The organism is Paenibacillus wenxiniae (assembly GCF_039822605.1).
GTDB classification, from domain to species: Bacteria; Bacillota; Bacilli; order Paenibacillales; family Paenibacillaceae; genus Saccharibacillus; species Saccharibacillus wenxiniae.
This window is the reverse complement of sequence record NZ_JBCGUH010000001.1, coordinates 410,289-425,309: the sequence shown is the minus strand read 5'-3', so window position 1 is coordinate 425,309 and position 15,021 is coordinate 410,289. Positions and strand designations below refer to the sequence as shown.

The 15,021-nt window shown below is 45.0% G+C and carries 14 protein-coding genes and 1 tRNA gene; 12 read left to right on the top strand and 3 right to left on the bottom strand.

The window, feature by feature from the left end; genetic code table 11:
* Positions 1-465 precede the first annotated feature (465 nt).
* Positions 466-1,098, bottom strand: a complete 633-nt coding sequence (locus AAHF22_RS01810; protein ID WP_347323256.1) for a DUF1349 domain-containing protein — start codon at positions 1,096-1,098, stop codon at positions 466-468.
* Between the two features lie 129 nt (positions 1,099-1,227).
* On the opposite strand from AAHF22_RS01810, the gene AAHF22_RS01805 reads away from it, so the two are divergent.
* From AAHF22_RS01805 to AAHF22_RS01785, 5 genes are all read left to right on the top strand, one after another.
* The gene (locus tag AAHF22_RS01805) at positions 1,228-2,427 is read left to right on the top strand and encodes an MFS transporter (RefSeq protein ID WP_347323255.1); all 1,200 of its coding nucleotides are present in this window, start codon (positions 1,228-1,230) and stop codon (positions 2,425-2,427) included.
* Between the two features lie 706 nt (positions 2,428-3,133).
* Positions 3,134-4,375 carry an aspartate aminotransferase family protein gene (locus AAHF22_RS01800; protein WP_347323254.1) on the top strand — a complete coding sequence of 414 codons (1,242 nt, stop codon included), beginning with the start codon at positions 3,134-3,136 and terminating at the stop codon, positions 4,373-4,375.
* Between the two features lie 21 nt (positions 4,376-4,396).
* A complete protein-coding gene (locus AAHF22_RS01795) occupies positions 4,397-5,434 on the top strand; it encodes a zinc-dependent alcohol dehydrogenase (protein WP_347323253.1) in 1,038 nt (345 codons plus the stop codon).
* A 65-nt stretch (positions 5,435-5,499) separates the two neighbouring features.
* A complete protein-coding gene (locus AAHF22_RS01790; protein WP_347323252.1) occupies positions 5,500-6,252 on the top strand; it encodes an HAD family hydrolase in 753 nt (250 codons plus the stop codon).
* A gap of 657 nt (positions 6,253-6,909) precedes the next feature.
* Positions 6,910-6,993, top strand: a tRNA-Leu gene (locus tag AAHF22_RS01785).
* Positions 6,994-7,093: 100 nt separating this feature from the next.
* Here the strand turns inward: AAHF22_RS01785 and AAHF22_RS01780 are convergent.
* On the bottom strand, positions 7,094-8,299 hold the full coding sequence (locus AAHF22_RS01780; protein WP_347323251.1) for an MFS transporter: 1,206 nt from the start codon (positions 8,297-8,299) through the stop codon (positions 7,094-7,096).
* 136 nt (positions 8,300-8,435) lie between these two features.
* Between AAHF22_RS01780 and AAHF22_RS01775 the strand changes: the two genes are divergently transcribed.
* From AAHF22_RS01775 to AAHF22_RS01750, 6 genes are all read left to right on the top strand, one after another.
* Positions 8,436-9,254: a helix-turn-helix transcriptional regulator gene (locus AAHF22_RS01775; RefSeq protein ID WP_347323250.1), complete on the top strand. Its 819-nt coding sequence runs from the start codon at positions 8,436-8,438 to the stop codon at positions 9,252-9,254.
* A 226-nt stretch (positions 9,255-9,480) separates the two neighbouring features.
* Entirely contained in the window at positions 9,481-9,801 is a 321-nt protein-coding gene (locus tag AAHF22_RS01770) for a cupin domain-containing protein (protein WP_347323249.1), read from the top strand.
* A gap of 476 nt (positions 9,802-10,277) precedes the next feature.
* Complete coding sequence (locus AAHF22_RS01765) at positions 10,278-11,396, top strand: glycerol dehydrogenase (RefSeq protein ID WP_347323248.1); 1,119 nt, start codon at positions 10,278-10,280, stop codon at positions 11,394-11,396.
* A gap of 415 nt (positions 11,397-11,811) precedes the next feature.
* The gene (locus tag AAHF22_RS01760) at positions 11,812-12,120 is read left to right on the top strand and encodes a barstar family protein (RefSeq protein ID WP_347323247.1); all 309 of its coding nucleotides are present in this window, start codon (positions 11,812-11,814) and stop codon (positions 12,118-12,120) included.
* 553 nt (positions 12,121-12,673) lie between these two features.
* On the top strand, positions 12,674-13,117 hold the full coding sequence (locus tag AAHF22_RS01755; RefSeq protein WP_347323246.1) for a ribonuclease: 444 nt from the start codon (positions 12,674-12,676) through the stop codon (positions 13,115-13,117).
* A 228-nt stretch (positions 13,118-13,345) separates the two neighbouring features.
* The gene (locus tag AAHF22_RS01750; RefSeq protein ID WP_347323245.1) at positions 13,346-13,633 is read left to right on the top strand and encodes a barstar family protein; all 288 of its coding nucleotides are present in this window, start codon (positions 13,346-13,348) and stop codon (positions 13,631-13,633) included.
* Positions 13,634-13,799: 166 nt separating this feature from the next.
* On the opposite strand, the gene AAHF22_RS01745 is transcribed toward AAHF22_RS01750, so the two are convergent.
* Positions 13,800-14,447: a bifunctional 2-keto-4-hydroxyglutarate aldolase/2-keto-3-deoxy-6-phosphogluconate aldolase gene (locus AAHF22_RS01745; protein ID WP_347323244.1), complete on the bottom strand. Its 648-nt coding sequence runs from the start codon at positions 14,445-14,447 to the stop codon at positions 13,800-13,802.
* A 104-nt stretch (positions 14,448-14,551) separates the two neighbouring features.
* Here AAHF22_RS01745 and AAHF22_RS23835 point away from each other — a divergent pair.
* Positions 14,552-15,021: hypothetical protein (locus tag AAHF22_RS23835; RefSeq protein ID WP_371833996.1), on the top strand; the 470-nt coding region annotated here is incomplete at its 3' end.

Sequence of the window (15,021 nt, the reverse complement as noted above, 5' to 3'; positions counted from 1 at the left end):
CTTATGTTCTCATTATAGCGAACAGATTGCATATTGGCAAGCCTTATTGCTATAAAATAATCAAATAAATGGTTAAGCAGCCATTATGCTGAAAATACCGTCATTAGGCGCAATATCAACTCATTCACCAACATTTTTTAGTTGCTAGGTACTATAGTTAACAATATGAAAAAAGCAGGAACAAACACGAACAGGCTCGTGTTTATTTCTGCTTTTCAATTTGAACTGATTTCCATTATATAGTAAAACGGATATTGGTATACTTACACATCAAATAATCGTAGCAACAAGCTTCCGTCTTCCATATTATGCCATGAACGATAATAGGTATGGACTATTAAACAACTTTCACATGTAAAAGTTGACGTAAATTTTACATTGAACGTCATCATAAAAGCGACTATAGTTAATAATTGTAATATATATAATTAATATACATAAAATTAAATGGTAGGTTTATATGGTTTATATGCCCTGTTGGACAATGTGCAAAAAGTCGAACTCGACCTGACAGCCATGTCCTTGTGGACAGCATGCATAGACACCACATTGGAAAGGGGTCTGGTCATCCACATCATCAAACAGATGCGCAATTCTCATCTGGTGCCATGTCGGTTCTGCTGTTGTATCGTCTGCTGGTTCGCCATATTCAATCGTGTAGTCGCCAGACACGCGGGTGATTCGGAACATCAACTCGGTAAAGCCAGCTCTAAAATTTTGCGTGGACCAGTCTGAATAGCCGTTATTGGTCACAACTGCACCAAGTTTGGCATGACCGTCGGTTTCGAATTCAACCGATGTTTTTAACCAGCAGCGATCAGAAAACCGCACCATTAACCCGGCTTGATCATATTGGTGCACAGGATATGTACGGACACGTGTGGTCATTTGAAAATCGCCTTTGACCTCAGCAAATAAAAAGTGTCCGTTATCTACACGAAAGCCGTAATGCGTTTTTTGCCAGAAATCAGTCTCCGCCAGCGGCTCGAAAGTGAGCACCTGCTTTTCGGGAGAAATCGACCATTTTTCAGGTGGAGAATGCCATTTCAGTCGTTCGTCCAATGTCGTCTCAGTGAAATTTTCCAGCACGTTCGTCATTATCATTGCTCCTTTGCAGCGGTTTATTATGGGCAACAGCCTCTTACAGGTTGTGCGCTCATTCATTATGTGGAAATTGACTGGAAATATCAAGCTCCTAAACATAATTATGGGAAGGTGACGGTGAACATGAAACGAATTTTCAGATTAAGCTGTGCATTTTACTTTTTGATCGGTATTACGAGCGTTATGCTTGGTGCGTTATTGCCGGTCATTTTGCCGCATTATCATCGTAGTTATAGCGATGGTGGCACACTGTTATTTTTGCAATTTATCGGTTTTCTAGCAGGGGTATTGGTCTCGCCTGCACTCTCAGCTGGGATTGGACGCAAACGTTTGCTTTTAATTGCTTTGATAGCGATTACACTTGCTTATGCCGTGATGGGGACGATGCCTGCCTGGGGACTGATGGTGTTGATGACGATTTTTGTTGGCTTTGGCTCCGGGATTATCGAATCTTCGATCGGTGCGTTTACGATTGAATTTGCTGAGGAGCAAAAAGCGGTTGCCATGACCAAGCTGGATGTATATTTTGGCGTTGGCTCGATGCTGCTTCCGGCGCTGGCAAGCCTGTACATTTATTTGGGAGTATGGAATTTATCGTTTTATACGGTGGCGTTATCTACGTTCGTCCTGCTGCTGTTCTGGATGAGAATGCCTGCGGATAGCTCAGCTCATCTGCATCAGGATCAGATCAAGACTGATCTATCAGCTACGCCAGCCAAGCCGAAATATCAAGCTGGTCAACTCAAAATATTATCGATTTTCGTCCTGTTCTTCTTTGTCTATATGGGCATTGAGCTGGGGATGATGAATTTCCTGCCTTCGATTCTGATCGAAAGTATCGGAATTAGCGATTCGGCAGCTTCGCTCAGCGTTACCTTTTTCTGGGGCGCGATCACCGTTGGGCGTCTATTTGTCGGACGGATGGCGGAATCGATGAGCTATGCACCGTTTTTAATTGGCAGTACGATTGCCTCGATGTTGCTCATTGTCGCACTGGCGCTCTTTTCCAGTCCGATTATGATGTATGTGCTCATCTTTGGGGTTGGCTTCTGCATTTCAGGTCTGTTCTCGATCGGACTTGTATTCGCCAATACGCTCATGCCGGGAATGGTAGAGCGGACGACAAGTACACTGATCGCCGCAGGCGGTATTGGCGGATCGGTACTGCAATATATGATCGGATGGAGTATGGATAACTGGTCAGTAAGACCGACATTGTGGATTTTTGCGGTGTTTGCGCTTGTACTGCTTATCAGCATCGTGCTTGTCCAGCAATTTCGCACGGGGAATGCCCCTGTACGTGCAGGAATAGAATCGAAATGAGGAAGTCCAACATATACAGGCAGGTGTAGTGGAGCCGTTTGGGTTTCGTGCTTTGCTACACGTCGCTACATACATTTTTGCCAGCCAGACAACTGTGCTATATCACATCAGTAGCATAAGAATGGATAGACGTGAAGGAGGTGGTGCCTGCCTTTTCGGTTAAACATTCGCCGAAAAGGGAATCGGTAACATACATCATGCAGCAGCATAGGGACATGTAAAGAACAGTATGGTTCGGGAGTGCATAGTCCCTAACGGATGACGTGCAATAGATATAGTGACAGTGAGCAGGAAAAAGCGACAGTCTCACCTTATCATCAACATAGCAAACAGGCATATTTATAAATAGCAGCGATTCGAAATATCGCTATATCGTCTATATGCGGTTAAAGGAAATTAATTCTTATAACAACGTATATATGATATCAAAAGTGGATAATGACTTGTTTGCAATAACTATGCTGGTGATGCAGCTAATGATTTCCAATCACAGGTCACAAGCGCGGTGTAGACAACAGATACAACGGATCGCAGCGGATTGTAAAGGCGTACAATCCTGGTGAGGTGTAGTGCAGATCATAAGGGCAAGCAGGAAGACGGAATGCGTATACAAGAGACCAACGCAGTTCCGCTATACACAGGACGATCATGTCGCAATATTGGTTTTCGATTGCATTGCTATTCTATCCATGTGGAGGGATTATACATGTCAACAACTACAGAAAGCCGTTTTTCAGTAGGGCAAGGAATCCGTTTGATCGATGATGCCGGAAATGAATATCTGGATGGTGTATCCGGTACGTTTAACCTGTCATTAGGCTACAATCACCCTTATGTTGTGGAAAAGATTCAGGAGCAGGTTGGTAATCTAACGCATATGTCTTCCTCATTTACCGAGCCTTATGTGGAGGAAGTATTGTCGCTGCTACTGGAGGAAGCGCCAAATGGAATTGATGCAGGCTGGATGCGTGACATTACAGGCTCAACTGCCAACGAGTGTGCAACCAAGATTGCGCAAAAGTATACAGGCGAGCGCGATATTGTCAGCCTGTACTATTCGCATCATGGGCAGACACAATTTGCGACTGGCATTTCTGGTAACGCATTCCGTCGTAAAGGCTTCCCAAACTCTACTGTACCGAACTCACTTCATGTGCCTGTACCGTATTGCTACCGTTGCCCGTTCCAGAGTGATCCAGATCATTGCGCGATGCAATGTATTGAAGCGCTGTCCGATCAGCTTGAATTTGGTGGCTCCGGTTCCACTGCATGCATGATTATTGAACCGATTCTTGGCAATGGCGGTAATATCATTCCACCGATGGAATATTTCAAGCAGCTCCGTAAGCTGTGTGATGAACATAATATGATTTTGATTGCTGACGAGGTACAGACAGGGATCGGACGTACAGGCTATATGTACGCGAGTACACTGTTTGATATTAAACCTGATATCATTACGCTGGCTAAAGGTCTGGGCGGTATCGGTGTACCGGTAGCAGCAGTACTTATGCAGTCTCGTCTGAACATACTGGAAAAGCACGAGCATTCTTTTACATCGGGCAGTAATATGATTTCTTTGACGGCGGCACGTTCGACGATGGAAGTCGTATCGGCACCGGGCTTCCTGGAAAGCGTACGCAGCAAAGGAGAACTGCTTGGCAATCTGCTGTCTCCACTGGCCGAGCTGTATCCCGATACGATTGGCGAAGCACGCGGCGTTGGTTTGATGTGGGGTCTGGAAATCGTGGATGGCGATGGCGCGCCGGATTCGCGCAAAGCCAATGCAATTATCGATATGGCATTCCGTGATGAGAACCTGATCCTGCGCGGCTCGCGTTATGGATTTGGTAATGTCGTTAAAGTTCGTCCATCGTTGACCGTAACCGAAGATGAGATTGTGGAGATTATCGGTCGTCTGGAACGCGTTTTGCAAAAAATGGGTTAACGAACAGAGAGGGGAATCACTATGCTTTCACTAGTTTATCGTTCCGCCTGGGATGTGGCACTTGAAGAACGCCCACGCCCACAAATTCGAGGTGACCATGACGTCATCGTGCGCATTCACGCTACCGGTGTGTGCGGTACTGATCTCGGTATCATTAGTGGCAAATATCATGCCAAATCATCGATTATTTTGGGTCATGAATCCGCAGGCGAAGTGATCGAGATTGGGCCGAATGTACAAAATTTACAGCCCGGCGATCGCGTCGTAATCGATCCAACGTATTATTGTGGTCAATGCAAAATGTGTCGTACCGGACGCCAAAATCATTGCCTGCACAAAAGCACGACCGAGACCGGCGTGAGCAGTGATGGTACATTTACCGATTATTATGTGACAGAAGATCGTTTTCTGTACAAGCTTGCTGATCATGTTAGCTATGAAGAAGCGACATTGACCGAGCCGCTGAGCTGCATGCTGACCGGTATTAATCAGATTCAATTATTGCCGAATTTCCGCACGATCATTCTAGGTGCAGGTCCAATCGGTATGCTATATAGTTACGCACTTGCTTCAAAAGGTGTGATCGGCAGTATCGTGGACATTTCCGAGGAACGATTAGAGCTGGCTCATTCGATCGCACCCGATCAGTGGGATACGTATGCTTCTTTTGATGCGGCAGTACAGGGCATTTCGCCTGATGATCATCAGGTGGATCTGATTGTAGATACGACAGGTGCGATCGGTACACAGGTGCTATCCAATCTGGCGCATGGTGGCTATTTGATGCTGGTCGGTCTGCGCGATGGAGTGAGTAGCTTTAATCCGAAAGAAGTCGTGGATCGCAGTCTGAAAATCATTGGCTCGATCGATTCGCTTGGTACATTTGCCACCGCGCATTATATGATCGAACGTGGTCTCGTGCCGGCGAAAAAGCTAATTACACATACGTATCCGCTGCAATCGTATCAGGAAGCATTCCGGATGCTCGGCTGTGATCTGGATGATGGTACACTCAAGACCGCTTCCAGCGCGATCAAAGTTGTATTGCAATCGACCTGATGTGAAAATAAGTATGGTATGCTCGTAACTTGTGTAATGGTCTGTAATGGAAGGAGGAATGAATGATGACAACTGAACAATCGGGTGCCTCGGCACTTGCAGATACGAATAAAGGTGAACGTGCCGACTGGCTGGTTGAACCTATTGAAGGCGTTATTTTTGATATGGACGGTGTGCTGATTGACAGTGAGCCAATCTATTTTGATATTGAAAAAAGTACATTTGTTCACTTCGGTGCACAGGTGGAAGAAGAAGAGCATCATACGTATGTAGGGGTGACGCTGGCATCTATGTTCCAGCAGGTGCAGCAGCGTCATCGTCTGCAATGTACAGTTGAAGATATGCTCGCTTTTCATGTGCAACATGTCATGGATGTAATTCGTGAGCATCCGCAGCTACGTCCATTTGAAGGGCTGATTGCCTGGCTGGATTGGTTAAAAGAAGCGAATATACCGATGTTTGTCGCTTCGTCTTCACCGCGTGCGCTGATTGAGTTAATTTTGGAGCGGTTAGAGCTACGGAATTATTTTCAAGGCATGGTAAGCGGAGAAGAAGTTGCACATGGTAAACCAGCGCCTGACATTTTCCTGCATGCTGCACAGATGCTTGGCATTCCACCGGAACGCTGCCTTGTGATTGAGGACTCACGCAATGGTGTAAAAGCAGCTCGTGCAGCAGGCATGCGCTGTATCGGTCACCAGAATCCAGGTTCTGGTTCACAAAATCTGGAGCAAGCGAATACGGTTATTCATCGTTATGATCAATTGTTCGCGCTTCGTGAGCATCTGCCTTTCTATAGAAGAAACGCGGAATCATAATACAGGATGAGCGGTAAGCAAAGTGAAATGGTCTCATTCATACAGCTATGTAGTAAAGGCCAGATAGGTATTGAAGATTGGTCTTCGTCCTAAATGTGCTCAAATTGCAAAATGAAAGCGAATGATGTGGCGACTGATCGAGCATTAACGATGAGCACCACCGAATAATGATGACATTACTGGCGTTATCTATACTAGCAGCGGTCAGGTATATACAGGTGGAACCTGATCGCTGCGGATATAGACGGGTATCGTTGTATGGAATACATATACAATCGGAAATCGAAAATAGAAAAGGAACCCAAATGCTGATCTTCCTTAAAGTTAGATGAACAAAAATGTTCTACCGCTGGGTACATCTTTCTAACTACTGTGCACCAAAGAAAGTAGCCTAAAGCAGACAAAGGTTTGATGTAAAAGGTAATATATATAGTAAGCAGAGCGAGTGAATAAACCTAGTAATCAAATCAAGTGAACACATCCAGTGAGTAAACGTAGTAATCAAATCAAGTTAACAAACCCAGTGAGTAAATCGAGTAAACAAACCAAATGAGCAAACCTATAAAAACGTTTGACGCTTGCTAACTAATATGGTATTCTATTTTTTGTCGCCGAGAAATGGATGATTATGATCATGTAACGGTAACATGTGATTATGCGGTCGTGGCGGAATTGGCAGACGCGCACGGTTCAGGTCCGTGTGGGCTTACCCCCGTGGAGGTTCGAGTCCTCTCGACCGCATTTTGTGATGATGATAAGTGAATATCATGATATATGAACTCTTGAGTCTGTCCTTGTGACGATTCAGGAGTTTTTATATATTGCTTTATGTTAGGGTGCCTTATTTGGTAACAGACTCAGCATTCGCGTCACGAACGATATGGACATAGATGGATAGTAAACCGATGCACAACAACAAGATCGCGATCAATGCTAATGTAGGAAAATGATAACTTGCTGCGACCGTCGTTCCGATATAGGAGCCGATCGCACCGCCTATATAATAACTGACCATATATATCGAGTTCAAGCGGCTATGATAGGCTGGAGCTAATTGATAGAGACGTGCTTGATTAAGCGACATATTCATGCGTGAACCGATATCTAGTACAAATGTAACTGCAATTAATATCCATAACTGATTCCATGGGATGCTTAACACGATAAATGAAATCAACATCAAGCCAAGCGCAAACATGTTCCAGTATCGTATATGGACACGATTGGGTAGCTTACTTGCAAAACCGGCAGCCAATGCACCTGCCATACCAATCAATCCGAAATTGCTTGCCATCCCGCTATTCAGATCATAGGGAGCTTGATGCAGCAAGTGGGAGAGTGGTGCCCAAAATATATTAAATACAGTAAAAGTAATTGCACCAATCCACATCGTTTCTCTTAAAATAGGTTCCGTGCGTATTAGTGTCCATAAGGAACTCATAATGCGTACATAGGAAGGTTCTTTAAGCGCATAATCGGTTGGCAAATAGATATACACAATGATCATCCCGATTAACAAAGCGATCGCTGCAACATCATGTACAGCAGTCCACCCCCATAATTGTCCAATCCAGCCGCCGCTGAGTCTGCCTAGTAGTGTACCGAGAAAAATTCCGGTTAAGCATTTGCTGATAGCAGCCGACTTGCGCGGAGCTACAAGTGTAGAGGCGAGATAAGGAATGATCATCTGTGCAGCGAATCCGCTAAAGCCTAATAAAGTGGCAAAAAAGAGCAGCCAGCCAAATGAATGCACTATCGTCATCATAAACAGACATAATGCAGAGCATCCTAGGCTGAGCATAATGAGTCGTTTTCGTTCCCATCGATCTCCCAAGGGCACAATAAGCAATAAACCTGCTGTATAACCAAGTTGTAGGACGGTTAATACAACTCCGATATGTTGAAAAGGAAGATGAAAAGTATGTGCAAGATCAGGTAATAACATCTGGTCATAATACAAATTGGCAACGACCAGCATACAGATGATGCTTAATGTCCATTCCATTGTAGATGAAATCGTTTGACGTTTAGAGTGAAATGCGTGCATAGGTCTATCCCTGCTTTCCCTTCATTTGTGTCCTATTGTAAAAGGAGCAGCAACGTTGTTGAAGGGAGCCTTAATCCTAGGATTAACAATACTACCTTGAGTATCGGCCCGATAATGAGAAAGTGAGGTTGTCATGATGAAGCAACAGTATCGTGAACTGGGCGATTTTTTGAAACGTAAACGTAATAGCCTTAGTCCTGAACAGTTAGGCATCATGGATAAGCGGACGCGCAGGGTAGCTGGATTACGCCGAGAAGAAGTTGCTGATCTGGCGAATATAAGTATAGACTGGTATGTTCGGTTAGAGCAGGGAAGAGCTGTTCATCCGTCACCTGAAGTGTTAGCGTCGCTCGCTCATGCTTTGCAGCTAAATATGCAAGAGCAACAGTATTTGTTCTCATTGGCACAGCATCGATGGCCAGAAACGGTTCCTATGCTGGACGGCGTTTCGGAGCGAATGCAGCGTTTTCTTGACGTTCAGCTACCACATCCAGCGTATGTAATGGATTATTATTGGACGATCATAGCATGGAATCGTGCCGCGAGTGTAGTATTTGGTAATTACAATAAAATGTCGCCTCTTGAGCGTAATTCCATCTGGCGCGCCTTTACCGATCCGAGTATGAAGGATCTGCTGGAAGATTGGGAAAGTCATGCCAAGCTCCGTGTTAGCCAGTTGCGTATGCGTTTGGGCCAATGTCCAAATGATCCGAATGGGCTTCGTTTAGTTGAGCAATTGATCGAACAGAGCTATGAATTCAAAAATTGGTGGTTGCAAGGAAATGTATCCGGCACTCCCGAAGGCAGCAAACGTATCTTTCATCCACTTGTAGGCGAGATTCGCTTGGATTATCTTTCATTTCAATGCGAAGATGTGCCTCAAGCTTCGATTACAATACATATGCTGACAGGCAGCACTTCCAAGCAAAAGGTTGAGCGACTATTAAATGATTGAATAAAATGGTTCCTTTACGCCAATGCTTGCGCTAGATGCTCATATGCGAATCACACGTGATGAGTTCAGTTGTTTTATCCCCCCTTCCGAAATAGATTTGTCCGTGTCCGCTCCGAAAAAATATGTTTTATAATCAAACAAGAGAGTCGGCTTTACATGATCGTACAGATCAATAGTGGAGACTCTGTAGTAGGTTGGAATCGTAAACAAAAAGGAGCTGTGCATAATGAGCAATATTGGAGTATGGGAATCGGCAGAGCCAGGCGTGAAACGCTGTATTTTGAATGCTGCGGGTGAGCTGATGATGATGGAAGTTCATTTTGAAAAAGGAGCAGAGGGCTATCAGCACAGCCATCCGCATCAACAGATGAGCTATTGTCTGAGCGGTTCGTTCATTTTTACGATTGATGATGTAGAGACGATCGTCAGCGCAGGCGAGACGATTGCGATTCCGCCACATGCGCGTCATGGTGTGGTCGCATTGGAGGAAAATTCGGCGTTGCTCGATACATTTACGCCGATTCGTGAGGATCTGCTGAAGCGTTAAGTTCATTTGGTTAAACCGTTCATATCGAACTGAAGCAGAGTCGCGTTAAGCCCATCTGTCACAGAGTGATGAGTTCATAAAGTCATGAACTCATAAGTCGCAGAGCTATAAAGTCGTGGAGTTATAACATCGTCAAAGTATGGAGTCGTCCAGTTATAATATGAACGTAAACGATATAAATCATATAAACGATCATGCAGCATGAGCGAATCGATACGCTGTAGCAAGCCGCTATATACACTCAACTGTATAGGCCGCAGGAGCTGGACGATGTCTTCACAGGATTGTGCGGAATTGCCCGGTTACCTGCGGCCTGTTATGGTGAATAGAGTAAGAGGGCTATGCCCATGCAGCCGTCCGAATGATATCTACCTCTAAGCAGCATAGGAGCAAGTACACGATATGGACAGGTACATAGTTGGAGAGCGTAGCCTTCGTGCATAATACGATGTCTATAATTGAAAGGAGCAATTTCAATGACAGAACGAGTATTTATTAGTCCAGGCAAATACGTACAAGGTCGCGGTGTGATCGCCAAAGCAGGCGAGTATGTAAAAGCGTTGGATGGCGGTAAGGCGTTAGTTATTGCTGACGAGATTGTATGGGATATTGCAGGTAATGATGTACTGCATAGTCTGGAGCAAGCTTCGGTTGAATATGTGAAAGTTGTCTTTAATGGTGAGGCATCGACGAATGAGATTGAGCGATTGACCTCGACCGGACGCGAACAGGATGCACGGATTGTCGTTGGCGTTGGCGGTGGTAAAACGCTAGATACCGCGAAAGCAGTAAGTGATTCACTTGGCGGCTATACGGTGATCGTGCCGACTACCGCATCTACTGATGCACCAACGAGTGCGTTGTCTGTTATTTATTCAGATGAAGGTATTTTTGAAAGTTACAAATTTTACAATAAAAATCCAGACTTGATTCTGGTTGATACGACAATCATTGCAGGCGCACCACCACGCTTCCTCGCTTCAGGCATTGCCGATGCGCTGGCAACATGGGTGGAAGCAAGAGCAGTGATCGAAGCCCGTGCGAACACGATGGCTGGTGGTCTGCCGACACTGGCAGCAGAAGCGATTGCTCGCAAATGCGAAGAAACATTATTCGACTTCGGTCTGCTCGCTTACGAGTCTGTGCAACGTAAAGTCGTCACACCTGCATTGGAAGCGGTAGTGGAGGCGAATACGTTGCTCAGCGGTCTTGGATTTGAAAGCGGCGGTCTTGCTGGTGCGCATGCGATCCATAACGGGTTTACTGTGTTGGAAGGTGATATTCACCATATGACGCATGGCGAAAAAGTTGCTTTTGGTACATTGACTCAGTTAGCATTAGAACAGCGGTCGATTCATGAAATTGAGAAATATATCGCCTTTTATATGAGTCTCGGTCTGCCGGTGACGCTGGAAGATTTGCATATTGGTAATGTGTCTGATGAAGATTTGTATCGTGTAGCCGAAGCAGCAACAAAGCCGGATGAAACGGCACATAATTTGCCATTCCCGGTCACAGCTGCGGATGTGAAAGACGCGATTATCGCCGCTGATCAATATTCGCATGCATATAAGCAAAAGCATGCACGTCACTGATGGCTAGCACGTAAACGCAATACAACAGAGTCTCCATAGGATACGGCTACTGACGAATCAGAAGCATCTGGTTTATCCAAACAATAAACAACTAGCATCTGTGCAGACCCTGCTGCCAGTCACCCGGTAGCAGGGTTTTGCTGCTGCTCCAGCGTGTTTATTTTTTACAAACATTCGCAATAAAATCGGTCTATTTTTTGCCTGAATATGATATAAAAGATAGGGGGAAGTAAACAGCAAGCAACAAATGATTGGACAGGCATGAAAAGACAGTACCGATTCTGACAGGTGCAGAAACGGCTGTCACGTTACAGCAACGCTCGGGAGTGGGCGACTGCAAACGTACAGGTTCACGTTGAGATGCCGGAGACTGCAAATAAGGTATACAAATGTTGAACAAGGTAGGGTGTGGGCAATGAGAACAAATATGAAGACAGTCGTATTAAACGGGGAAGATTTTGCAACGGTGGAAGAACTGCATATGACACTACGGCAGGTGTTAGAATTGCCTGCTAGTTATGGTGCCAATCTCGATGCACTGTGGGATGGATTAACCGGGCAGATCGAGCTGCCACTGCAAATTGAATGGCTCAACTACGAGCTAAGCTATGAACGTCTCGGTAGTTATGCAGAGCAGGTGCTTGGACTGATGGAAGAAGTGCAAAGTGAAGGCAATGGCTTCCGGGTTTGGGTGCTGCAAAGCAGCGATGCGATGGCATTTTGAGCTTGGCCGTCAGCTTGTCAGCATGAAGCCAGCGTGACATATAATGATCTGCATTGTGCACGTTGTGTATACGATGTGGACGCCATACTGCTTGATTTCGTAATTGAAAAGCCGCTTGTCTTTTGGATGGCCGAAATTCTGTGCTGATATGAATCAGCAAGAGGAATTTGGGCGATAAAGGACAGCGGCTTTTTTTCTGTTTAGCAATATGTTTATGAGCGTATTCGTATGCACGGTCATATCAATCATCGTATGTCAAAGGAATCAGCTCATCCTAATATGGCAAATACAGAAATATGGAGAAATAGAAATACAAAAGTATAGCGGTACAGAAATATCGAGACATAGCAATCTGGAAATATAGAAATGTAGGGATATTGAAATATGGATATAGCACACAATTATTTAAAATTTTACAAAATTGAATCATAAAATTAAAGATTTTAACAACATCATATGGTATAACTGGTAAGTGAAGGTTGATATCTATAAGTGATTAGTCGTTTTTAGGGTATCAAATTCAACATTATACGGTGTACAGGAGGATGACAGGATGAAACGGTTTTGGTCAACAGCTTTACTTGCAATGATGCTGGTAGTGGTATTTTTTACTGGATCACAGGCAATTCCTGCGGCAAATGCGCAAACAGCGTCTGCGGCAACATGTACGATTATTAACACATTTGACGGTGTCGCTAATTATTTAGATGCCAATGGCAAGCTGCCTTGCAATTACATAACGAAATCACAGGCAAGCTCACTTGGTTGGGTGTCCTCCAAAGGCAATCTGGCTGATGTAGCACCAGGCAAAAGTATCGGTGGCGACACGTTCAGCAACCGTGAAGGCTTACTGCCCAAAGCAAGCGGACGCGTATGGCGTGAAGCGGATATCGACTACACGTCTGGATTCCGCAATTCCAAGCGTATCCTGTACTCTAATGATGGATTGATCTATAAAACGACAGATCATTATGAAAGTTTTACCCGCATGAGATAACTTCGGTAATGATCATGTACAAATACGTAGTACGTAACAGAACCACGTAATAAAAGACGTGTAAACAGACGCATACAGACACAGATATACGTTATTGAAAGGACAGGCCCGTTCTCGTAATCGCTGATGGCGATAGGAAGACGGGCTTGTTGTGTGATGATATGCTAGTATAGGATGAAATAAGAAAATGGATCAGATGAGTATTATGCCAGACAAGGACGTGACAGCATGAAACGAGTATATATCGATGGACGTGATTTCTTTACGATTGCACAATTGCATGAGCAGCTGAAAGAAAAGCTGGAACTGCCGGACTTTTACGGTGCGAATCTGGATGCACTGTGGGATTGCCTGACAGGGATGATCGAGCTGCCGCTGGAACTTCACTGGCATCATTATAATGTGAGCAAGCAGCGTTTGGGTGAGCGTGCCGAACATGTAAAAGCATTGCTGGAGGAAGCGGAAGAAGAAGGAATCGGCTTCCGAGTGATCGTGGAAAATGAAGTGCAGACGTGAGGATACACTTCATTTTTTTAGACATGCCAATTCATCTGTAGATATGCTAGATGGATACAAGCGTTATTTTTGCATATGGAAACACAGACGAGCAATGAAAAAAGCAGTCCGATCCTATCGCAGCGATCATTCGATCGGGCGCGTGAGGAGGAACTGCTTTTTTTTATTAGGATCGGGCGTCTGCTACGGCAGCTAGAAATTGCTGCGCTGCTGCTGTGACCTTACTATAGTTGCCATCCTTTTGCGCTGCTTTTGTAATATAGCTGCCCACGCCGACAGCAATACAGCCAGCCTGAAACCATTCATGTACATTAGCTGGTGTTACGCCGCCTGTTGGTACAAGCGGTGCCTGTGAGATCGGAGCCGTAACTGCTTTGATATAAGCCGGTCCGAGTGTTTCTGCCGGGAATAGCTTCACGATATCCGCGCCCGCTTCCAGTGTGGCGACAATCTCGGTCGGTGTATAAGCGCCACTAATCGTAATGACCTGATAGCGATTGGCAACGCGCAGCATATCCGGATTCAGTTGCGGACTGACCAGCAGCTCTGCCCCGGCAAGGATCGCAGCACGAGCGGTTTCCCCATCCATCACAGTGCCTGCACCTATTAAAATATCGTTCTGCTTATGACGCTGAGACAGTGTGCGTATAATGTCCAATGCATTCGGTACACTCATCGTAATCTCCAGCGCTTTGATGCCTCCTTGAATTGCGGCTTCTGCTACAGCCAGCGCTTCCTGTTCGCTATCGGTACGAATAATGAGCACAATCCCTGTACTGGCAATCCGATTCAGATGATCAAGCTTTCTCCACATAGCATATCCCCCTTATTGTCGTCTATCTTTGTCATATGTATGATACATATCGATACAAAGTTTTGTATAATATATAAATCATACTACAACAGACAGGAGAAATTATGTCCAGAAAAATGTTATCGAGTATTCTTTTTGTCATTATCGCTATGGTGGCGGTGTTATTTGGTGTTAATGAATTTGATGGACAGCAGACACCTGCCAAGCAGACTGCTTCAACTACAGTCCATCAGGAAACTAGCTCCGATCGCTCCAATCATTCGTCTAATGGCAGCACATCTGCTACAGGAACGTTAGATGGGACCGATTCAGGTACAGCAAATTCAGGTAAAGCAACGTCAGGCGCAACCACATCGAAAACCTGTACAGTTATCAATACGTTTGACGGTGTTGCTAATTATTTGCGTCAGCATGATGGCGAGCTGCCATGCAATTATATGACGAAAAAGCAGGCTGAACGCCTGGGTTGGGATTCTTCTAAGGGCAATCTAGCTGAAGTGGCACCGGGTAAAAGTATCGGTGGCGATACGTTCAGTAATCGCGAAGGTCTGTTGCCAAAAGCTTCTGGTCGCAA